Here is a 21,913-nt window from a genome sequence, read left to right on the forward strand (position 1 = left end):
TCCCCTCCCTAGCCTGCTGCCACTGTGAAGAGCCGCAAGTCACGGTTCTCCGGCAGAGTGATGCTCACTGGTGTTTGGGTCAAGGTCACAGGCGCAGTGGCGAAGATGTGCGTGGTGACGTTGTCCTTGCCGCTGCCGGATTCGTTGCGGTACGGCGTGGTCGCGACGATCACGTTGCCGTAGTGCAGGGTGTCGCCGCCACCACCCAGCGTCCAGTCGCTGAAGGACAGGTCGATCGGCGACGAACTGCCGTCGGCGTAGTTCAGCGTCGCCGTCGTCTGCTGGTTACCGTTCACAGCGCTGCCGATGAACGACAGCTTCGTCGTACCGGCGGGCAGGTTCAGGTTGAGCAGCTGACCGTCCGCCGGCACGTTGTCGGGGTCACCGGCCGGTACGTCGGGCCACGTGAACGCAAGGCCCTGCACGGTTCCGCTGCCACCCGGTGTGAGGCCTGCGGCCGCTAGCGCCTGGCGGGAGTAGCTGACGCCGCCGCCGTCGTAGTCCGCCTCGGTGTGGTCCCCGTTGTCGTCGGAGATGCCTACACCTTCCCGCAGTACGAAGAAGGAGTTCGGCAGACCTACGACCACGGTGAAACCGACCTGTGGCAACGCAGTACCGTCCGCGGCCTTCATCGACACCGTGACCGGGTAGCGGCCGTCCGGCGTGCCAGCTGCTGCTGCGATCGTCACTGAGGCACTGCCGACCTTGTCAACGTGGAAGGTGCCAGTAGTCGGTGTCGCGGTGAGGCCTGCGGGTGCGTTGATCGTGTAGGTGACGTCCTGTGCGGTCCCACTCAGTCGGTGAGCTTGCACAGCGATCGGTGCGCTGGTGGTGCCTGGAGCAACAACGACCCGGCTCGTGTCCGTGGACGTCTGGAACGGGATCTCACCGGTCCGCCACGACGGCGGTGCGTCCTTGGCTGCAGATCCCCAGGAGGTGTTGGCCGCAGTGCCCAGCTTGAAGTCCAGCGTCCCGCCATCCTGGACGAACGACTCCGGCAGCCACGGCTTGGTCGTCGACTTCCCGTTGACCTTCAAGGACTGCACGTACTGCGCATCCGCACCCGGAGCGTTGATCCGGATCGTCCGGCTGCCCCGGTGGATCACTGCCCGCGGGAACAGCGGTGCGGCGACCTGCAGTTCCGCCCGGCTCGGCACATCCGGGTAGAGACCCAGTGCGGTCCAGACGAACCAGGATGACATCGCACCGAGGTCGTCATTGCCGGGAATCCCACCGGTGCTGGTGTTCCACAGCTGGTTCATTGCCTGCCGCAACGTCTCCTGCGTCTGGTACGGCCGGCCGGTGTAGTTGTAGATCCACGGTGTGTTGATCGACGGCTCGTTGTCCATCTCGGCGTGCAGCTCGCCCGCACCGGTCAGTGCCCACGTCCCGTCCGGGTTCTTGAAGAACGCGTCCAGCCGCTGGTTCGTCGCGTCCACACCGCCGATCGCGTCGACCAGTCCGGCCCGGTTGTGCGGGACCATCCACGTGTACTGCGCACTGCTGCCCTCGGCGAACCCGTCGTACGTCGACGGCGTGAACGCCGGCCAGGCGCCGTTGTCGTCGCGGTTCTGCACGTAGCCGCCGTTGTCCGGGTTGAACACGTTCTGCCAGTACTGCGACCTGCCCAGGAACTGCTTGTACGTCGACTTGTCGCCGGTGCGCTGTGCCAGTTGGGCCAACGCGAAGTCGTCGGTCACATCCTCGAGCGTCTCGACAGCGCCGCCCCACGCGTTGGACTTGGTCGGGACGTAGTGCAACGCGAGGTACTTGTCGAGCGACGGCCGCTGGCCGATCGTCATGACCGGCTTGCCGGCGGAGCTGAGGTCCTTCGCGGTCGGAACGGTCGCCGCCTTCACCAGCGACTTCAAAGCCTTCTGTGCGTCGAAGTTCGTACCGCCGAACGCGTAGATCCCTGCCACCGCGGGAGCTGACGGGTCACCGGTCATCACCGACGTACTGCCGGAGGCATGTGTCCACCGGTCCCAGATGCCGTCGTTCTGGGTGGCCTGGTTGAGCAGCGACTGCGCGATGTCCCCGGCCCGATCCGGATCGAGCAATGTAACTAGTTGCAGCTGCGACCTGTAGACATCCCACCCAGAGAACGTCGCGTACTGCGCTACCTGTCCGCGTGCCACGGAATGCGGCTTCTGGTCGAAACCCCAGTACTGGCGATTGACGTCGCTGAACACGTTCGGGTGCAGCGACGCGTGGTACAGCGCGCTGTAGAAGGTCGTGCGCTGGTCCGTCGTACCGCCGGTGATCTCGATCCGGTCGAGCTGCTTCCGCCATGCCTGCTTGGCTTTCAGGGCAGTCGCACCGATCGACGTACCGCGAGGGTTCTCGGCCCTGAGGTTGGCGGCAGCGTTGGCGGCGCTCACGTAGGAGATGCCGATCCGCATCGTCACTCGATCGCTGTCGAAGCCGACGTACCCACCGGAGCCCTTGTTCGGCGGCATCCAGCCATCCGTGCCGTACGTCGTACCGCCGTGCGCCTGCGTGCTTCCCGGCGTGACCGTGGTGTCGGTCCAGGTGCCCTGGTTCTTGAAGGGCTGGTCGAACTCGGCGACGAAGTGCAGCGTGTAGTAGCTGCGCTGCCCGACGCTGGCCAGGTAGCCGCAGAAGTTGCCGCTCGTCACCGATCCGCTGACGGTCCGGTGCGCCGGGTCGATGCTGACCTGTGCGTCGCTCGATCCGACCTCGGAGTTCGACGTACGGAACAGCAGCGTCTTGGCCTTGTCGGCCGGGAACGTGAACGCCGCCGACCCGGTCCGCGTCGTCGCGGCCAACTCGGCCGTGACGCCGGAGTCGAGCCCGACCTTGTAGTACCCGGGTTTCGCGACCTCCTGGGCATGGCTGAAGGTCGACGCGTAGACCGCGTCCTTCGCATCGCTCTGCGGCGAGCTCGTCACCTCACCCGCCATCGGGAAGATCGGGATATCCCCCGAACCACCGGCACAGCCGGTCCCGCTCATATGCGTGAGGCTGAACCCGCGGATCCTGTTCGCGTCGTACAGATACCCACCGGGTGCAGCGGTCCGATAAGCATTCCCCCGACTCGTCTCCGGACTGAACGAGAACATCCCGAACGGCAACACCGCCCCGGGAAAGACGTTCCCCGCATTGGACGTCCCGATCAACGGATCGACCTGCTCGGTCGGATCGGCAGAACTCGCGGTGATCCGGCTACTCCCGACTACCTCAGGCCCCCGAAGCCCAGCAACCAGCGGATCAGGCGGCGAGGCAGTGGTCGGATGAGCACCGGCTCCGGTCGGCGACGGCGAGGGCACCACCTGAGCCGCCGACGCGGCTGCCGGGACAAGACCTGCGATCACAACACCAGCCAGCAGCAAACGGGCAGGCCGGAACAACACAGAACGACGCATGGGCGGACCAACCTTCAAGGATGGGTGACATCGTTGTCAGCTACAAATACCCGCCTACAGACCGCACGTCAAGAACTACAGACAGTTCCGCAACTCCGCAGCGCGCCGGCACGACACCAGCCACGAGGCAGAGCACTTCCGCCACAGAGCCCGCCAGAAGCTCTGAAAAGAAGTAACAGCAAAGAACAGAAGAGATTTCGAGTGGTTGCCGGCTGAGGTGGCCGGCCGCAGGTTGACGGTGCCGCCTGGCTGCTCGACCAGGTGCTCCGCCGGCATGAACCCGAGCCGACCAGCGCGTTCGACAACCGCGAGGTACTGGCGACGAAACAGCTCGTGTCAGCCCTCCTGGGCAGTCCACCCAAGAGCCGAGGCCAGCCAGGCACCCAACTCCCTCTATATCCTTCTGTCTTTGGCCGGCCAAGGCGAGTTGGCCGGGCGGAGGGTGTCGAAGCCGGGGCCGTTGAGGGCGGTCCAGGCGGCCAGGGAGCCCATCACGAGGATCGGGTTCTGGAGCTGGCCGGCCAGGACGGCGCCGACCACGTCGATGAGCGGCGCCCAGACGGTCTCCATGTCGGCCTCTTCGGCCTCACGCTGGAAGGTCTCGTCGGCGGGCGACAGGTCGCGGGCCAGGAAGATCCGGACCGCCTCGTTGGTGAGCCCGGGCGAGGTGAAGGCGTCGACCAGGATCCGCCAGTCGGCGGCCTTGGTCGCGGTCTCCTCCCACAGCTCGCGCTCGGCGCCCAGGCGGTACTGCTCCCCCTGCACGTCCAGCAGGCCGGCCGGCGGCTCCAGCAGCTTGTAGCCGACCGGATGCCGGTACTGGCGCACCAGCAACATCCGGTTCGCCGAGTCCAGCGCCACCACACCGACCGCACCGGGATGTACGACGACGTCCCGCACGAACGGCTCGGCGCCGACCGGAGCGACCGTGTCCCGCCGTACCGAGATCACCCGGCCGGTCTCGTGCACGACCTCGGACGAGGAGACCGGCCAGTGCTCCGGCTGGTCGGCGAGCCCAGCGCCGAACCGCAGCTCAGGGTGGTCCGTCATCGGGCCTTGACCGGCGTCTTCTTGGCCGCTGCCGGCTTCGGCTCCTCGACCGGCAGCCGGGACTCACGCTGACGGTCCAGCGCGGCCGCGACCAGGCCGGAGAACAACGGGTGCGGCTTGGTCGGCCGCGACCGCAGCTCCGGGTGCGCCTGCGTGGCGACGAAGTACGGGTGCACGGACCGGTCCAGCTCGATGAACTCGACCAGCTCGTGGTCCGGGGACAGCCCGCTGAACACTAGGCCGGCGGTCTCCAGCTTGTCCCGGTACGCGTTGTTCACCTCGTAGCGGTGCCGGTGCCGCTCCTGGATCGACGGGGCGCCGTACAGGCCGCGGACGATCGAGCCGTCGGCGAGGTTCGCCGGGTACAGCCCGAGCCGCATCGTGCCGCCCATGTCGCCGGTGCCGGAGACGATGTGCTTCTGCTCCTCCATCGTCGCGATCACCGGCTGCTCGGCGTCCGGGTCGAACTCGCTGGAGTTCGCGTCCACCAGACCGGCCAGGTCGCGGGCCACCTCGATCACCATGCACTGCAGGCCCAGGCACAGCCCGAGGATCGGGATGCCCTGCTCGCGGGCGAACCGGATCGCGCCGATCTTGCCCTCGATACCGCGCACCCCGAAGCCGCCGGGGATGCAGATCGCGTCGACGTCACCGAGCAGCCGGGCCGCGGCCTCGGGCGTGGCGCACTCGTCGGAGGCGATCCAGCGCAGGTTCACCCGGGCGTCGTTGTCGAACCCGCCCGCACGCAGCGCCTCCGCGACCGACAGGTACGCGTCCGGCAGGTCGATGTACTTGCCGACCAGCGCGACGGTGACCTCGTCCTTCGGGTGGTGCACGACCCGAAGGAGCTCGTCCCAGCGGGTCCAGTCGACGTCGCGGAACGGGAGGTTCAGCCGGCGGACGACGTACGCGTCGAGGCCCTCGGCGTGCAGCACCTTGGGGATGTCGTAGATCGACGGCGCGTCCGGGGCGGCCACCACGGCCTCCTGGTCGACGTCGCACATCAGCGAGATCTTCCGCTTCACGCTCTCCGGGATCGGCCGGTCCGCCCGGCAGACGACCGCGTCCGGCGCGATACCGATCGAGCGCAGCGCGGCGACCGAGTGCTGGGTCGGCTTGGTCTTCAGCTCGCCGCTCGGCGCCATGTACGGGACCAGCGAGATGTGCAGGAAGAACACGTTGTCGCGGCCGACGTCGTGCCGGACCTGCCGCGCGGCCTCGAGGAACGGCAGCGACTCGATGTCACCGACCGTGCCGCCGATCTCGTGCAGTACGACGTCCACGTCGGGGCCCGCCATCGCGAGCATCCGTTCCTTGATCTCGTTGGTGATGTGCGGGATGACCTGCACGGTGTCGCCGAGGTACTCGCCGCGGCGCTCCTTGGCGATCACGCTGGAGTAGACCTGTCCGGTGGTCACGTTGGCGACGCCGGAGAGGTCCCGGTCGAGGAATCGCTCGTAGTGCCCGATGTCCAGGTCGGTCTCGGCGCCGTCGTTGGTGACGAACACCTCGCCGTGCTGGAACGGGTTCATCGTGCCGGGATCCACATTCAGATACGGATCCAGCTTCTGCATCGTGACGCGGATGCCCCGAGCCGTCAGCAGGCTGCCGAGGCTGGACGCTGTCAGTCCCTTGCCGAGACTGGATGCCACGCCACCGGTGACGAATACGTGCTTGGTCTGCTGGGAAGTCGAAGCCCTGTCCACGGGTCTCCAGCCTACCTCTTGTCAACCACCGGTCGCGACGAGACCCGCGTAGATGTCGAGCAGATTCTTTGCCACCGCGTCTTCGTCCATCCACCGGGCGGACAACTCCCGGCCTCGTGTCCGCATAGCGTTCGCGGTCTCCGGCTCGGCCAGAACCGCCCGGACCCCATCTGCCAACCCGTCGGCGTCGCCGGGAAACGCCAGTACGGCGCTGTCCCCGACCAGCTCGGGCACGCCACCCACCGCGGTCGCCACGACCGGTACGCCGACCTGCATGGCCTCCTGGAGGACCAGCGCCCGGGCCTCCCAGTGCGAAGTGAGCAAGAACACGTCGGCCGCACCGAGCAGGTCGGCCACATCGTTGCGGTGTCCCAGCAACTGCACCGGCAGCTGCTCGGCGTCGATCCGCGCCTGCAGGTTGTCCCGCAACGGTCCGTCCCCGACGACGACGAAGACGACGTGCGGAGTGGACTCGTGGACCCTCGCAGCCACCGACAGCAGCGTCGGGTAGTCCTTCTGCGGCGCCAGCCGGCCGATGGTGAGCACCATGGGCCGGTTGCCGACCCCTAGCTTGTCCCGGACTTCAGCGCGCGGCGTACGGATCCGGGGCATCGCAGGAGCGGCCACTGGAGCCAGCTGAGCGTTGCGGGCGCCCAGGCTCTTCGCCAGCTCCACCAGGTCGCTCGAGGCACCCAGCGTCAGATCCGCGCCCCGGGCAACCAACCGCTGCCCCATCCGCATCATCAGGCCACGCGGCCCCGGCGCGATCACTGCGTTGTGCCAGGTGACGACGAGTGGGCGTAGCCGCGACCGGTCCCGCAGCGCGGTCATGCCGGCGCGGTACCCGTGTGCATGGATCACGTCGCAGCCGCGCAGCCCGGCCGCCTGCGTGACCACTGTCGCCGGACCGAACTCGAAGTGCTCGGCGGTCCCGGGCGGTGCGCACACGATCACCTCGTGCCCGGCGCTCACGAACCGCGGCACCAGGGAGGCGACGTGCTGCCCGATGCCGCCCCGCGACTCCGCGAGCAGCAGCCCGATCCTCATGGCTTCTCCCGTCGAACGAGTGCGCGAGCATCCGCGCGATCCAAGACAAGCACGACACCGGCGTACAGTCCGACGACGGCCAGGCCGGAGAGGATTGCGAACACGACCGCCTTCGCCGGTCCGGCGTCACCGGCCGGCACCGAGACCAGCCAGCCTGCCGCTCCTGCCAGCGCGGCACCGACCAACGCTGCAAGGGTCGCACGGGCGAATCCGGCCAGCACAGTGGGGCCCGCCTCCCTTCGCAGTACTCCGAGCAGCACAACCGCGCCGATCACCATGCCGACCGACATCGCTGCCGCCAGTGCGGGCACCGCTGCCCACCGTGCAGTCAGCGCCACACCGGCCAGGGCCACCAGTACCCACGCCCCAGACGTCACAACAGCCACCTCACGACCACAGTGCCGCGCATACAGCACCCGGCCGACATGCATCAGTACGGCGAAGCCGATCGCCGCTGGAGCGAAGAAGATCAGCCCGTCGACGAGCAGGGTCGCTCTAGCCTCCTGAACGGCGCCGTCGTCGTACGCGAAGATCCTCGCGACCGGTACGGCGGTGCCGACCAGCAGCGCGGCACCCGCACCGCCCGCCAGCATCACCGCGCGGGTCGAGGTCGCCGCGTAGTGCTCGAACCGCTCCCCCGCGTCGAACGCGGCCGCCAACCGCGGGAACACGGCGGTCGTGATCGGAACGGCGAGCACGGCGTACGGCAACAGGTAGACCGCGTTGGCCCACGTGTAGACCGCAATGCTGCCCGGCACACCACGATGGTTGGCCAGGTACGTCGTCACGACGAAGGTCAGCTGCTGCGCGACGAGTACGGCGAGACCCGCGAGCGCGAGCCTGCGCAGGACCGGGCCGACGCCGGGATCGAGCCGCAGCGTCGGCCTGATCGGAAGCCGCAGGAACAGCATCGGCACCAGCACCGTGAGGGCGAGCGCCGCGACGCCGGCCGTCGTACCCCAGGCCAGCAGGTCGGTCGCGCTCCGCGCGGCACCGTCCGCGTTCGGTGCCGCGGCGGCGAACACGAAGTAGGTGGCAACGACCACGAGACTCGAGATCAGCGGCGCCATCGCCCCGGCCGCGAAACGCTTGTGGGACTGGAGTACTGCGGTCGCGATCACCGCCACGGCGTACCCGAAGACCTGCGGCACGAAGATCGCGAGCATCCGGGTCGCCGTCGCCGTCGTGCTGCCGCAGTCGGCGCCGGGGTCGAGCATCGCATCGGTGTAGCGGCCTGCCAGAACCCAGGCCAGCAAGGCGACCGGCGTCAGCAGCACGAACGACCAGGACAGCAACGCCCCGATGATCCGCCCCTGCGCCGCTCGATCCCCGCGCGCCACCGGCCCGGCCAGCACCGGGATGACGGCACCCGCCAGGGCACCGCCGGCGACGACTTCGAAGAGGATGTTCGGCAGCTGGTTCGCCGTCGTGTAGGCCTCGGCCAGGCAGCCGGCACCGACGGTCTTCGAGAACACCAACCACCGGGCGAACCCGACCACCCGCGCCAGAACAGTGATCGCCGCGACAACCAGTGCGGCGCGGGCGACCCGACTCACCTGGGTCGTCGGCCCCACTGGTCGATCTTGTCGAGGACCGGGGTGTCGGCGATGACCTTGGTGAAGCTGACCTTCTCGCTGGCCAGGTTCAGCCCGACGACCGCCGCGAGCACGAGGGTCTTCAGCGGGCGCGGCAGCGACGCGGCCAGCGCCGTACCGGTGATCGCGCCGAGGCCGTTCGCGCCGCAGTCGCCGAGCATCGAGCGCTCGCCGAGGTCGGAGGGCGCGGACGCACCTGCAGCGCCGACGACGGCGCCGGCCGGACCACTCACGACGGCGAGCGGGGCGTTCAGCGCCGTGACCGCCTTGAGCGCGCGGCCCGGGCGCAGGTCGAGCAGGTTCGTGAGGTTCGCCGTGCCGGCGATCAAGGCGCCGTCGGCAACCACTCCGGCGAACGCCTTCACACCGCTGGACTTGCGCGGCAGCAGCGCGGCGGCCGCGAGACCGGCGGCGCCGACGCCGAGGATCTTCACCGCTCCGCTGGTCACCTCGCCGCGCTTCAACGCGCTGAGGTGGCCGCGGAAACCCTTGGCCTGCGTGGTCCCACGGAGATCGTCGTACGCACCGACCGCGCCGGACACCGCTCCGGCCACCAGCGCGGCAGCCTTCACCTTGCCGTTGCCGCGCGACGCGGCGACGCCCGCGAGCGCGCCGAGCACCGCGACCGGGCCCTCGAGCAGCGTCACCGACTCACCGCGGTGGTTGGTGCGCTCGAACGGCTCCCGGTTCTCCTTCGGCAGCTTCTTTGCCGCACGCTCGAGCCCGGCAGTAGCGGCCGCCGCAACGACGGCGCTCAGAATTCCCACGTCAGTTGTCCTTCGTCTGTACGGCCGACGGCGCGACGCCGTCCTTCGCGTTGATCGCGCCGTACTGCCCCGCCTTCCCGGTGACCTGCTCGGCCAGCGCGAAGACGACCGTCATCTGCCCGGCGGGGAGATCGGCCACGTCCACCGAGGAAACGATCTTGGTGGCCTCGGAGTCACTCCGCAAGGCCTTGATCAGTCCGCCGTCGCTCGCACTGGCCGGCGTCCCGGCGAGAACGACCCCGCCGCTGCCGATGTCCAGCCCCTTGATGAAGTCGACGGCGTCGGCGTACGTCGAGTTGTCCGGCGCCGGTGTCGGCGGCTTGGCGGCGATCACGACGATCAAGCTGGCCCGGTCCTTGGGCGAGGACGGCTTCAACGACAGCAGCTTCGCGCCGGTCAGCCCGCTGACCACCTTGGTCGAGTCGGCGTCGGCGGTCTTGCCCTCTTCCTTCGCCGCGATCCCGCGCGCCAGCAACAGCCCGGCCCGCTGGTACGTCGTACTGTCCTTCGGGAAGTCCATGTCGGCGGTGACGAGCTGGTTGACCAGCGACTCGACCAGCTGCCGCTGACCGGTGTCGAACAGCTTCGCGTCCAGCGCGACCTTCGTGTTCACGACGCCGCCGGCCTTCTCCAGCTCGCCCTGCACGCCGTCGCTCAGGTCGCTGTCGGCGTTCGGCATCGTGACGATCGCGATCTTCTTGCCCGCGAGCTTGTCGTGCGTCAGCCCGGCGGTCACCTTGGCGACGTAGTCGTCGCGGTACTTGTCGAGCGCCTTCATCTGGGTCAGCTCGTCGCGCGTGTCGGCGAGCTGCTGACGATCCTTGTCGGCCTGGGCCGCGACGACCTCGCTGGCGGTGCCCTTCAGCGGGCCGGCGCCGAGCACCACACCGGCGCCCAGGGCGAAGAAGATCGCCACGATCGAGACGATGTGGTAGCGAAAGTCGATCACGTGAACAGCTCCCGGATCCAGTAGACGAAGTCGCTCCAGCGCGCCCGCAGGATCGACCAGAGCAAGTCGTCGGCGCCGATCGCGACCAGCGCCATGCCGAGTGCGAACAGGCCGGCCGCGGCGAGCGCGACGACCTGAAGAGTAGAGACCCGGCTTCGGTACAGCCGGCCGACGCCCTTGGCGTCCACCAGCTTGGCACCGACCCGCAACCGGGTGATGAACGTGCTCGCCATCCCGGAGCGGCCCTTGTCCAGGAACTCCACCAGCGAGTTGTGGGTGCCGACCGCGACGATCAGCGAGGCGCCCTTGGAGTCGGCCAGCAGCATCGCGACGTCCTCGCTGGTGCCAGTGGCCGGGAACTCGATCGACTCGACCCCGAGGCGTTCGAGCCGCTCCGAACCGGGAGCGCGGCCGTCGCGGTAGGCATGCACGACCACCTCGGCGCCGCTCTTCAGCGTCTCGTCCTTGACCGAGTCCATGTCGCCGACGATCAGGTCCGGGACGTAGCCGTTCTCGACCAGCGCGTCCGCGCCGCCGTCGACGCCGATCAGCACCGGCCGGTACTCACGGATGTACGACTTCAGCGCGACCAGGTCGTCGCGGTAGTCGTACCCGCGGACCACGATCAGGACGTGCTTGCCCTCCATCGACGTGTGGATGTGCGGTACGCCGACGCCGTCGAGCAGCAGGTCCTTCTCGCGCCGCAGGTACTCCAGCGTGTTCGCGGTGAACGCCTCGAGCTGGGTCGACAGGCCGGCGCGGGCGTCGTCCATCAGCTCCGCGACCGACTTGCTGTCCTGGGCCATGCCCTTCGCGACCGCCTCGGTACCGCGGTACAGCGTGCCGTCGTCGAGCCGGACGTGCTCGCCCTCGTGCAGGACCGAGAACACCTCGCGGCCGACGCCGTCGACGAGTGGGATACCGGCTTCGACCAGGATCTCCGGGCCGAGGTTCGGGTACCGGCCGCTGATCGAGTCGGCCACGTTCACCACCGCGGCGACCTTGCAGTCGACCAGCGCCTCGGCGCTCACCCGGTCCAGATCAACATGGTCGATGACCGCGATCTCGCCCGGTTTGAGACGTTTGGTGAGATTCTTGGTACGTCGATCCAGCCGGACCACTCCGGTGACTCCGGGCAGTTCAGTGGGTCGTGCTCTCCGCAGGCTGGGCAGTCTCATCGCCCTCTCATCCTGCCATGTCAAGAGGCACCTTCCGGTTCATTTACCCGGGCAGGCCCTTGTTAACGCACTGAAATAACAGTGACTGTGCGTCAAATCATCCTTTGGAACGACTCTTCTTGCGTGGTTTGTGCCGTTCCGCGGCCAGTGCGAGCAGCTCCTCGGCGTGCGCCTGGGCGGCGTCGGAGTTCTCCAGTCCGGCCATCATCCGGGACAGTTCCTTCAACCGGGCGTCGTCGTCGAGCGCGACCAGACCGCTGGTGGTGACCGAGCCGTCGTCGCTCTTCAGCACCACTGCGTGACGGTCCGCGAACGCGGCGACCTGCGGCAGGTGGGTGACCACGATCACCTGTGCCTTCTCGGCCAATCGCGCCAGCCGCTTGCCGACCTCGACCGCGGCGCGGCCGCCGATACCGGCGTCGATCTCGTCGAACACCAACGTGGGCACGGGATGTGTGTCGGACAGGATCACCTCGAGCGCGAGCATCACGCGCGAAAGCTCACCGCCGGACGCGGCCTTCTGCAGCGGGCGGGCCGGGCTGCCCGGGTTCGCCGCGAAGCAGAACTCGACCTCGTCGATGCCGAACGGACCGGCCGCGGTCTCGTGCACCTCGACCGAGAGCTTCGCGTGCGGCATCGCCAACCCGGTCAGCTCTTCGGACACCGCGACGCCGAGTCGTTGCGAGGCTTCGATCCGGGCATCCCGCATCTGCTGACCGAGCTCGGCCAGCTTCGCGTCCAGCTCGGCGCGCTCCGCGGTCAGCTGCTCGACCCGCTCGTCGCTGCCGTCGAGATCGGCGAGCCTCGCCGCCGACCGCTTCGTCCAGTCCAGTACTTCGTCCACGGTGCCTTGCTCAGCGCCGTACTTGCGCACCAGTCCGTGCAGCAAGGAACGTCGCTCGCTGACCACGGCCAACCTCGCCGGATCGGTGTCCACATCAGCGGCGTACGACGAGAGCTCCTGCGCCAGGTCGGCCGCGAGGTACCCGAGCTCGCCCGCGCGGTCGGCCAGCTCGGCCAGCTTCGCGTCGTGGTCGCGCTCGCCGTCCAGCACCTGCTTCGCCAATGCCAGCAAGCCGAGTACGTCGTTCGGCCGCGTCGAGTCCAGGTCTTCGGAGGCCAGCGCGTCGCCGGCCGACGTGGCCGCAGTACGCAGACCGTCGGCGTATGCGAGCCGCTCCTCCTCGGCGGCGAGCTCGGTGTCCTCGCCGGACAACGGCTCGGCCTTCGCGATCTCGTCCAGACCGAAGCGCAACAGGTCGGCCTCGGCGAGGCGGTCACGCTCGCGCGTGGTCAGCTCGGTGAGCTCGGCCTCGACCTCGCGGTGCCGCTTGTACGCCGCGGAGTACTCCTGCAGGGGGACGAGAACCGCCTTACCTGCAAAGGTATCCAGCGTTTCGCGCTGCCTTGCCGGCTGCAGCAACCGCCACTGGTCGGCCTGCCCGTGGATCGCGACCAGGTCGCCGGACACCTCGCCGAGCACGGACACCGGCACCGACGCACCGCCGAGGAACGCCCGCGAGCGACCCTCGGAGGAGAGCTCACGCGCGATCAGCAACTCGTCGTCGTCCAGCTCGCCGCCGCGGTCCTCGGCCTGCTGCACGATTGCCCGCGGTACGGCGCTGGCCCGGCCCTCGACCCGCGCCCGGCGGGTCCCGTGCCGCACCAGGCCGCTGTCGGCGCGACCGCCGAGCAGCATGTTCACGCCGGTCACGACCATCGTCTTGCCGGCGCCGGTCTCACCCGTGACGGCGGTGAATCCGGGGTCGAGGTCCAGCGTCGCGTCCTCGATCACACCCAGCCCGGTGATGCGGATCTCTGACAGCATGGCTCTAGTTTCCGTTTCCGTTGCGTTTGCGCTCGGCGGCCCCACGCCAGCCGAGCACCGGGAGGTCGAACTTCGCCACCAGCCGGTCGGTGAACGGGGCCTCGTGCGCCCGCGCCAGCCGGACCGGCGTCGCACCCCGGCGGACCGTGATCTCGGCGCCGGGCGGCACCTCGACCATCCGCCGGCCGTCGCACCACAGCACCCCGCGCCCGTTCCAGGTCGGGACCAGCTCGATCGACAGCCGCGACGTCGGCGCCACCACGATCGGCCGGGAGAACAACGCGTGCGCGCTCAGCGGGACCATCAGGATCGCCTCGACCTCGGGCCAGACGATCGGTCCGCCCGCGGAGAACGCGTACGCCGTACTGCCGGTCGGGGTCGCGACGACGACGCCGTCGCAGCCCCAGCGCGACAGCGGGCGGTCGTCGACCTCGACCAGGACCTCGAGCATCTTCTCGCGGGCGGCCTTCTCGACACTCGCCTCGTTCAGCGCCCAGGTCTCGAAGATCAGGTCGTCGTTCATCCGGACGTCGACGGCCAGCGTCATCCGCTCCTCGACCGCGTAGCTGCGGTTGACGACCACCTGGACGATCCGCTCGAGGTCGTCGACCTCGGCCTCGGCCAGGAACCCGACGTGGCCCAGGTTCACCCCGAGCACCGGCGTACCGTGCGGGCGGGCCAGCTCGGCGCCGCGCAGGATCGAGCCGTCGCCGCCGAGGACCATGATCAGCTCGACGTCGTTGGCCGCCTTCTCCGGGTCGTCGACCACCTCGACCGGGTCCAGCTTGAGCGCCTCGGCCTCGACGCCGAGCAGCCGGACCAGCATCCCGGCGCCGGTCAGCAACCGATGCGCCTCGCGGGCGACCTCGACCGCCTGCTCCCGGCCGGTATGCGTCACCAGCAGCACGCGCCTTGGCTCGTGCACCCTGCCTCCTTACTGCGGCCCGCGCTCGATGGCGCTTTGCAGCATCGTCTCATCGAGAGCCGGCGCTTCCCGGCGTATCCACAGGAAGTATTCGACATTTCCTGACGGACCAGGCAGTGGGCTGGCCGCCACCCCTTCGATTCCCCACCCCAGGTCGTGAGCCTTCGCTGCCACCGAGCGTACGGCGTCGGCCCGCAGCTCCGGGTCGCGGACCACTCCGCCCTTGCCGAGCCGGTCCTTGCCGACCTCGAACTGCGGCTTCACCATCAGCACGAGATCGCCGTCCGGATCGACCACACCGATCAGCGCGGGCAGCACGAGCGTGAGGCTGATGAAACTCAGATCGCTGACGACGAGATCGACCGGCTCACCGCCGATGTCGTCCAGCGTCAGCGTCCGGACGTTGGTGCGGTCCATCACCGTGACCCGCTCGTCGGTCTGCAACGCCCACACCAGCTGGCCGTACCCGACATCGACAGCGATCACGTGTGCGGCTTCGTTGCGCAGCAGTACGTCGGTGAAACCGCCCGTCGACGCACCGGCGTCGAGGGTACGGCGGCCTTTGACGCGGACCGCCGGGAACGCCTCGAGCGCCCCGATCAGCTTGTGCGCACCGCGGCTCGCGTAGCCGGGATCCTCGTGCTCGGACGTGTCGACGACGATCGGTGCGTCCGAGCCGACCCCGGTCGCGGGCTTGCCGGCCACGGTGCCGGACACCTTCACCTTGCCGGCCGCGATCAGCTCGCTCGCATGCTCACGTGACCGCGCCAGGCCACGTCGTACCAGCTCGGCGTCGAGCCGCGAACGCTTGGCTGCCTTGGCCACTCAGCTCCGGTCGCCCTGCTCGGCGTCCGCCTCCACCAAGGCACTCTGCAGCCGGTCGTGCAGGTCGGCATACACCTCGCCGTGGTCACTCACCGGCCGGTCGCGCAGCTCGTCGAGCCGGGCCATGGTCTCCTCGACCAGCGGGTGACCGCCCTCGCTCTCGGCGGGGTCCTCGGCCGATTCGGCTTCGAAGGAGTGCTCGTACTCCTGTCCCGGCGGCCGGGCGAACTCCGGGCCGAACTCCACGGCGGCCGGGTCCACATGCTCAGCTGTTTCGGTGTGCTCGGCGGCGTCCTGGCCGCCGGGCTCGGTGTCGTAATCGGGGTGGGCGGGCGTCTGCTCGGACTCGTACGGGTCGACGCCGGGCTCGACGTCAGGGTCCATGTCCGGTGGGAACTGCTCGCCAGGATGCTCGGTCACGTCAGGCCTTCTTCGCCGTCTTCTTGGCAGCCTTCTTCGCGGCGGCCTTCTTGGCCAGCGGCACCGCCTTCTTGGCCGGCACCTTCTTCGCGGCCTTCTTGGCAGCCGCCTTCTTCGCCAGCACCGGCGCGTCCCCGACCAGCGGGTCGGGAACCGGGCCGCCGGCGTGCGCCTCGGCCAGCTCGGTCTCCAGCGCCTTCACCCGGCGGGTCAGCGCCGCAACTTCCTCAGAACGAACGAAACCGAGCCGCGCGACCGCGCCCTCGACCTCGTTCGACACGATCGCCTGCAGCAGCTGGCGATTGCTCTTGCTGGTGGCAACGATCTCGTCGGCCAGGTCGCTCACCTTGGTGGTCAGCGTGTCCGCCCCGGTCTGCTGCAGCAACGCTTTCGCAGCCGCCTGGGCCTTCTGCTTGGTGACCTCGGTCAAACCGCTCGCCAGCTGTACGTAGCCGCGCACTGCGTCCATCACCATGACTGCCTCCTCGCATCGTTCCCAGCAACGGTATCGCCTCGGACCTGGGATACCAGCCAGCAGCACCTACTTGTCGAGGCCCACCCGGTGCAGGGCGGCGTCGATCGCGATCGAATCCGCCGTGGGCGCAGGCTTCGGGCGGGGGCGACGGCTGCGCGCGGCCGCCTTGGCCGGCTTGGCCGGTTCGGCCGGCGCGTCGACGGCGGTCCACACCGCGGACAGGATCGCGCGGAGTCCGTCGTACGGCTTGCCCTCGCCCTTGACCGCGACCGCGTTGTTCACGATCTCGGCGGTCCAGCCTTCGCAGGAGTGCTTCCCGCCGTCGACGGTCACGCCGGGCTGCTTCTCGGCCAGCGCGCCGAGCCCGGCGGCGAGGTACGTCGGGCGCTGGTTCTTCGGCGCCCGCGCCAGGTCGTACGGGTCGTTGACGCCGGTCGCGACCCACAGGCTCGCGATCCCGACCGCGTTGGCGCCCTGGATGTCGGAGTCCAGTCGGTCGCCGATCATCAACGGGTGCTTGGCTTTCAGCCGCTCGATGCTGGTCTCCAGCAGCGGCGGCTCGGGCTTACCGGCGACGACCGGATCCACGTCGACCGCGGCCCGGACCGCCTGCACGAGGGTCCCGTTCCCGGGCGCCTTGCCGGCCGCGGTCGGGATGGTCAGGTCCAGGTTGGTCGCGAACCACTTCGCGCCTTCGTGGATCGCATGCGCGCCGTCGGCGAGCATCACCCAGTTCACGTCCGGGTGGAATCCCTGGACGACGGCGACCGGGTGGGCGTCGCTGCTGCGGACCGGCGTCAGGCCGTACTCCTCGAGCGCGACATACAGCCCTTCGCCGCCGACGACCAGGACCGGCGAACCCTTCGGATACTCGCTCGCGATCAGCTTCGCGGCCGCCTGCGCGGACGTCACCACGTCGTCGGCGATCACGTCCAGCCCGAACGATGCGAGGTGCTCGGCAACAACCCGCGCCGGCCGGCTCGCGTTGTTGGTGATGTACCCGATCCGCATACCTTCCTTGGCCGCTTTGCGCAGGTTCTCCGGTGCGTCCGGTACCGGGTCCGGGCCGACGTACACGACACCGTCGAGGTCGAGCAGCGCCACGTCGTACCGGCTCGCGAGCGGTTCGTCACACGCCGACAGCGGTTCGGGCGGCGTACTCATGCCGCACCCCGTACGATGCCGCGCATGCCGGATGCTAGGGGGGTGCTGAGACTCGACCCACTGCGGGCCTGGCGGTTCGTGGCGGGCAAGGTGAGCGCGCTCGGCGCGGTCACGTCACCGCCGTACGACGTGCTGGAACCCGCCATCGTCCGGCGGCTGACTGACTCTGATCTGCACAACATGGTGAGGCTCATCCTTCCACGCGATCCGGACCTCGGCCCGGCCCGGTACGACGAACCCGCGCAGCGGCTCGCCCGGTGGCAGCGGGACGGGGTGGTCGTACAGGACGAGCGGCCCGCGCTGTACGTGTACGAGCAGCGCCTGGGGAACGCCGTACTGTGCGGACTCGTCGGCTCGCTGCGGCTGGACCCGGCCCGCACAGTGGTGCTGCCGCACGAGGAGGTCATGCCGCACTGGGTCGACGACCGCCTACGGCTGATGGAGGCGACCGACGCCGACCTGGAGCCGATCCTGCTGGCGTACGCCGGTGGCAGCGTGGCCAGCGATGCCGTGGACGCCGCGCGGGCCGGTGAGCCATGGCTGGAGGCCGAGACGTACAACGGTGCCGAGCACCGCATCTGGCGCATTGACGACCCTGAGGTGCTCTCGGCGATCTCGGTGGAGCTGGCCAAGCATGAGGCTGTTATCGCGGACGGGCACCACCGGTACGCGGCGTACCTGGAGAGGCAGCTGCGGGAGCCTTATCGGCCTGGTGCAGAGGTCGGTCTGGCGATGCTGGTGGACTACATCCGCCATCCGCTGACGCTGGACCCGATCCACCGCGTCGTACCAGGTCTGGATCTGGAGACTGTGCAGACACATACGCCGACCGGTTGGCAGATACAGCCTGGCCGGGTGGAGGGCGATCCGGGCCGTATCTCAGTCACCGACGGCACCAGCTGGCTGACGCTCCACTCCGATGGGGAGACGCCGACGGTCGCGCTACTGCACGAGGTGCTGCTGCCTGCCTGGGGTGTGGTGGAGGACGACATGAGCTTCCATCACACGCTCGCAGACGCACTGGCGTTGGCTGGGCCTCAGCAGGCGGCTGTGGAGCTCACGGCGCCCAGGATGGACCAGGTACTGCGTTCCGCGGCGCAGGGCGTCGTACTGCCGCAGAAGGCCACGTCGTTCGGGCCGAAGCCGCGGGTGGGGCTGCTGTTCCGGATGCTCTGAGGGTCAGGGCCGGTGGTAGAGCGCCAGGAACTGCTCCCGGAGAGGCCTGCGAGCCGCGCGGTGGCGCTCTGTGAGGCGTCCGAGCGTGAAGGAGAGCTCCGGGTCGTCCTGGGCGGCCGCGTCGGCAGCCATACCGGTCAGGGCGTCTGCTGCAGCGCAGTGGTCCTGGTGCTGACCCAGGAGCTCCTGGTACGTCGCTGCTTGGGTCGCGGTGGCTTTTGCTTCCTCACCGAGCACTGCGGCGGTGGTGTCGGCGGCGTACCGGACTCGTTTGGCCAGGAGGCGGACCTCGTGCCAGTCGTCGTCAGGGGTCCAGGGCTTGAGCTTGCCGGCTTCCTGGGCGAACTTCGCGGTGGCCGACTGCAGGAGCTCGGGTAGAACTTCGCCGCACGGCCTGTCTGCATTGGGCTTCAGATCCGGGGCTGCCGCGATCGACTCGATCGTGGTGAGCAGGTCCTTGGTGGTCTCGCCCAGCACCACCTCGGCGGAGCGTGCGGCGGCGCGGTCGAGTCCGAGGGTGAGCGTGGTGAGGATCGTGTCGACGTGTTCCTCGTTGTCCTCGCTGGTCGCGTTCTCGCGGACGAGGGCGGCGATCACTTCCAGGTCGCGCGCCTCACCGCAGGCTTGTGCGAGCGCCGCCAGGTCGGCGCGGAGCTCGGGCGCCCAGTCGCCGGCCAGGAGTTTGCGGAACAGCTTGAGGTCGCTGCGGAGGCGCCGGCAGGAGACGCGGACCTGGTGGATGGCGTCGTCCTCCCCCGCCGACACCATCGCCACAGACTTCTCGAGCCGGCGCGCACCCCTCGCGAGGGCCACGCCGACCAGCATGCCGACCGGGCTCTCAGCCACTACCAAGTCCCGGTCAGCCACAGCCCTACTCCTCAGCGTCCTTGGAAGTCTCGTCGGCCGAGTCCTTCACGCCCTCAACAGCGTCGCCGAACTCGTCGACCCCATCCTCGTCCAGATCGTCCCCGGCTTCATCCGCAGCGTCCTCAGCCTCGTCAGCCGCATCCGCCGCCTCATCAGCTTCGTCGTCGGCTTCGTCAGCCTCGTCCTCGGCCTCGTCGGCTTCATCCTCGGCCTCGTCGTCCGCCTCGTCGGCTTCGTCGGCCAGGTCCTCGTCGGCGTCCTCCTCGACCTCGTCCTCTTCCTCGAAGTACTCGTCGTCGAGGACGGTGTCATCTTCGTCGAGGTCGGTGAACTCGAGACCTTCCAGCTGTGCAGCGCGCTCGGCGGCGCCGGTCAGACCGTCCCCGTCGACACCAGCCGCCCGGTGGAACCAGACGAGCGCCTCGTCGGTACGACCGGCCTCCTCCAGCGCGTCGGCGTACGCGTACCGCAGCCGCGGCAGCCACTCGGCCCGCGTCCGCTTGGTCAGCTCCGGCACGTCGAGCGTCTGGATCGCCGCCGCGGTCTGTCCCATGTCACGCCGGGCGCCGGCCGCGACGATCAGCAGCTCGATCTGCGTCGGCTCCGACAGTTCGGTGACGTGCTTGTCCTTGGTCAGCGCCAGCGCCTTGTCCGGCCGCCCGAGCGCACGTTCGCAGTCGGCCATCATCGCGATGACCTCGTGGTTACCCGTCATCCGCCGTACGGCCCGGAACTCGGTCAGCGCCTCGTCGTAGTGCTCAGCCAGGTACGCCGTGATCGCGACAGCCTCACGTACTCCGCCAAGCCGCGACGCCAGCCGCCGCGCAACCCGCGCGTGCTGGTACGCCAACTCCGGATCGTCGTCCAGGAACCGCCCCGACGCGACCAGGTGCTGCGCGACCAGATCCGCCAACGTCCGCGGCAACGACCGCAGCTCGGCCTTCACACCACGATCGAGCTCGGCACCCGTGATCCCTTCCGGAATCTTGGGGTCGTCCCGACGAGGCCCGGCCTTCTCCTCGCGGTCCTCCCGGCGAGGTCCGCCACGCCGCTCATCGCGCCCCGCGGGCCCACGCCGATCGTCCCGCCCACGCCCCCGCGAGTCACCGCCCCGGTCATCCCGGTTGTACCCACTGCGCGAGTCACCGGACCGCTCATCCCGCCGGTACCCGCCACGAGCCTCGCCCGCACGCTCGTCCCGCCGGTAGCCACCCCGCGAGTCACCGCGGTCATCACGGCTGTACCCACCACGGTCGTCGCCGGAGCGCTCGTCCCGCCGGTACCCACCGCGCTCGTCCCGCCGACCATCGCCACGGTCATCCCGCCGGAAAGCTCCACGCTCCCCACGCGCCGGCCCACCACTACGAGCCGCACCAGGACCGCGCCCACGCGAGTCACCCGACCGGTCATCCCGGTTGTACCCACCACGCGAATCGCCGGACCTGTCGTCCCGGTTGTACCCACCGCGCTGGTCGCCCGACCGCGCGTCCCGATACCCACCGCGCTCGCCACCAGCACGCTCATCGCGCCGGTAACCACCACGGTCATCACCCGACCGCTCGTCACGCCGGTACCCGCCACGGTCGCCACCAGAGCGGTCATCCCGCCGGTATCCACCACGATCGTCCCGCTGGCCGCCGCGGTTTCCTCCACGATCATCCCGCGGGTACGAGCCACGCCCGTCGCCACCGCGATCGTCCCGCCGAGCCCCACCGCGGTCATCGCGCTGGTATCCACCGCCGCCACCGGACCGATCATCACGTCGGTCGTCGCCACGATCATCCCGCCGGTATCCGCCGGACCGGTCACCGCGCCCAGCGCCGCGACCGCCGTCTCCGCTCAGCTGACCACGGAACGGATCCCGCTGACTCTTGTCATCACCACGGGACCCGACATACCCACGCCTGTTCTCCGGCGCACCGTCTTCCCGGTACGACGAGTTGCCGCCCGAACGCGGTCCACCGGACCGCCCGCCCGAACGCCCGCCGGCAAACCCACCCGGACGACTCGGAGCACCACCGGAACGCCCGCCGGCACCGCCGCGCGCACCATCAGAACCCGCACGACCAGCCCCGGAGCCACTCGCTCCAGAACCCGAACGGCCACCGCCCGAGCTCGAGCGACCCGCTCCAGAGCCCGTGCCACCGCTGTAGCCGGAACGCCCGGCACCAGAACCGGAACGACCGCCGCCGGAACCCGACCGACCAGCCCCGGATCCGGAACGGCCGCCGGACTCGGGACGTCCACCTCCGCTGCGGCCGGAACGGCCGGCGCCTCCGGAGGAACCGCGGCGGTCCCCTGAGCCGGAGCGAGGATTGCGAGGTGGCGTCGCCACGGTGACTCCTAACGATGCTGAAGAGCAGTAATCGGACAAACGTTACCGCGTCCGCAGCGGGGGTGAGGCCCTGGCCGCCAGTCAGACACTGACCACGGCACCAGGCAGGACAACAAGCCAGAAACTGGCTGTATATATGTTAAGGGCCACCCCGGTGCGGGGTGGCCCTTAACAGTGTGAATGTCCGGCGGCGTCCTACTCTCCCACGACCTCCCGGTCG

At 69.3% G+C, this 21,913-nt stretch carries 18 protein-coding genes; 1 reads left to right on the forward strand and 17 read right to left on the reverse strand.

Features of this window, described 5'->3' with window-relative positions; genetic code table 11:
* Nucleotides 1-8 precede the first annotated feature (8 nt).
* The 14 genes from ABT313_RS31480 to ABT313_RS31545 form a co-directional block, all read right to left on the reverse strand.
* Nucleotides 9-3,386, reverse strand: coding sequence for a GH92 family glycosyl hydrolase (locus ABT313_RS31480; RefSeq protein WP_350861284.1), 3,378 nt, complete (start codon nucleotides 3,384-3,386; stop codon nucleotides 9-11).
* Nucleotides 3,387-3,779: 393 nt separating this feature from the next.
* Nucleotides 3,780-4,436, reverse strand: coding sequence for an NUDIX domain-containing protein (locus ABT313_RS31485; RefSeq protein ID WP_350861285.1), 657 nt, complete (start codon nucleotides 4,434-4,436; stop codon nucleotides 3,780-3,782).
* Nucleotides 4,433-6,142, reverse strand: coding sequence for a CTP synthase (gene pyrG, locus ABT313_RS31490; RefSeq protein ID WP_350861287.1), 1,710 nt, complete (start codon nucleotides 6,140-6,142; stop codon nucleotides 4,433-4,435). The genes ABT313_RS31485 and pyrG overlap by 4 nt, the downstream gene beginning before the upstream one ends.
* 21 nt (nucleotides 6,143-6,163) lie before the next feature.
* Nucleotides 6,164-7,189: a glycosyltransferase family 4 protein gene (locus ABT313_RS31495; protein WP_350861289.1), complete on the reverse strand. Its 1,026-nt coding sequence runs from the start codon at nucleotides 7,187-7,189 to the stop codon at nucleotides 6,164-6,166.
* Nucleotides 7,186-8,763: a murein biosynthesis integral membrane protein MurJ gene (murJ, locus tag ABT313_RS31500; RefSeq protein ID WP_350861291.1), complete on the reverse strand. Its 1,578-nt coding sequence runs from the start codon at nucleotides 8,761-8,763 to the stop codon at nucleotides 7,186-7,188. Before murJ ends, ABT313_RS31495 begins: the two co-directional genes overlap by 4 nt.
* Nucleotides 8,742-9,551: a hypothetical protein gene (locus tag ABT313_RS31505; protein ID WP_350861293.1), complete on the reverse strand. Its 810-nt coding sequence runs from the start codon at nucleotides 9,549-9,551 to the stop codon at nucleotides 8,742-8,744. The genes murJ and ABT313_RS31505 overlap by 22 nt, the downstream gene beginning before the upstream one ends.
* 1 nt (nucleotide 9,552) lies before the next feature.
* Nucleotides 9,553-10,500 carry a copper transporter gene (locus ABT313_RS31510; RefSeq protein ID WP_350861295.1) on the reverse strand — a complete coding sequence of 316 codons (948 nt, stop codon included), beginning with the start codon at nucleotides 10,498-10,500 and terminating at the stop codon, nucleotides 9,553-9,555.
* Nucleotides 10,497-11,678: a putative cytokinetic ring protein SteA gene (gene steA / locus ABT313_RS31515; RefSeq protein ID WP_350861297.1), complete on the reverse strand. Its 1,182-nt coding sequence runs from the start codon at nucleotides 11,676-11,678 to the stop codon at nucleotides 10,497-10,499. Before steA ends, ABT313_RS31510 begins: the two co-directional genes overlap by 4 nt.
* A gap of 97 nt (nucleotides 11,679-11,775) precedes the next feature.
* The gene (recN, locus tag ABT313_RS31520) at nucleotides 11,776-13,506 is read right to left on the reverse strand and encodes a DNA repair protein RecN (protein ID WP_350861299.1); all 1,731 of its coding nucleotides are present in this window, start codon (nucleotides 13,504-13,506) and stop codon (nucleotides 11,776-11,778) included.
* A 4-nt stretch (nucleotides 13,507-13,510) separates the two neighbouring features.
* Nucleotides 13,511-14,431 (reverse strand): NAD kinase, encoded by a 921-nt coding sequence (locus tag ABT313_RS31525; protein ID WP_350861301.1) that lies wholly within the window; start codon nucleotides 14,429-14,431, stop codon nucleotides 13,511-13,513.
* Between the two features lie 9 nt (nucleotides 14,432-14,440).
* Complete coding sequence (locus ABT313_RS31530) at nucleotides 14,441-15,256, reverse strand: TlyA family RNA methyltransferase (protein ID WP_350861303.1); 816 nt, start codon at nucleotides 15,254-15,256, stop codon at nucleotides 14,441-14,443.
* Nucleotides 15,257-15,676: a hypothetical protein gene (locus ABT313_RS31535; RefSeq protein WP_350861305.1), complete on the reverse strand. Its 420-nt coding sequence runs from the start codon at nucleotides 15,674-15,676 to the stop codon at nucleotides 15,257-15,259. It abuts the gene before it with no gap.
* A gap of 1 nt (nucleotide 15,677) precedes the next feature.
* Nucleotides 15,678-16,151, reverse strand: coding sequence for a phasin family protein (locus ABT313_RS31540; protein ID WP_350861307.1), 474 nt, complete (start codon nucleotides 16,149-16,151; stop codon nucleotides 15,678-15,680).
* A gap of 66 nt (nucleotides 16,152-16,217) precedes the next feature.
* Nucleotides 16,218-17,315: an HAD-IIA family hydrolase gene (locus ABT313_RS31545; RefSeq protein ID WP_350861309.1), complete on the reverse strand. Its 1,098-nt coding sequence runs from the start codon at nucleotides 17,313-17,315 to the stop codon at nucleotides 16,218-16,220.
* 24 nt (nucleotides 17,316-17,339) lie between these two features.
* On the opposite strand from ABT313_RS31545, the gene ABT313_RS31550 reads away from it, so the two are divergent.
* Nucleotides 17,340-18,491: a DUF1015 family protein gene (locus ABT313_RS31550; protein ID WP_350861311.1), complete on the forward strand. Its 1,152-nt coding sequence runs from the start codon at nucleotides 17,340-17,342 to the stop codon at nucleotides 18,489-18,491.
* Nucleotides 18,492-18,494: 3 nt separating this feature from the next.
* Here the strand turns inward: ABT313_RS31550 and ABT313_RS31555 are convergent, their stop codons facing one another.
* From ABT313_RS31555 to ABT313_RS31565, 3 genes are read right to left on the reverse strand one after another with little or no spacing between them, the layout of a single operon-like run.
* Nucleotides 18,495-19,358, reverse strand: coding sequence for a CHAD domain-containing protein (locus ABT313_RS31555; RefSeq protein ID WP_350861313.1), 864 nt, complete (start codon nucleotides 19,356-19,358; stop codon nucleotides 18,495-18,497).
* Nucleotides 19,359-19,362: 4 nt separating this feature from the next.
* A complete protein-coding gene (locus ABT313_RS31560; protein ID WP_350861315.1) occupies nucleotides 19,363-20,304 on the reverse strand; it encodes a tetratricopeptide repeat protein in 942 nt (313 codons plus the stop codon).
* Nucleotides 20,301-21,167 (reverse strand): hypothetical protein, encoded by an 867-nt coding sequence (locus tag ABT313_RS31565; protein WP_350861317.1) that lies wholly within the window; start codon nucleotides 21,165-21,167, stop codon nucleotides 20,301-20,303. The genes ABT313_RS31560 and ABT313_RS31565 overlap by 4 nt, the downstream gene beginning before the upstream one ends.
* Between the last annotated feature and the right edge of the window lie 746 nt (nucleotides 21,168-21,913).

This window comes from Kribbella sp. NPDC000426 (assembly GCF_040300265.1).
Lineage (GTDB): Bacteria > Actinomycetota > Actinomycetes > Propionibacteriales > Kribbellaceae > Kribbella.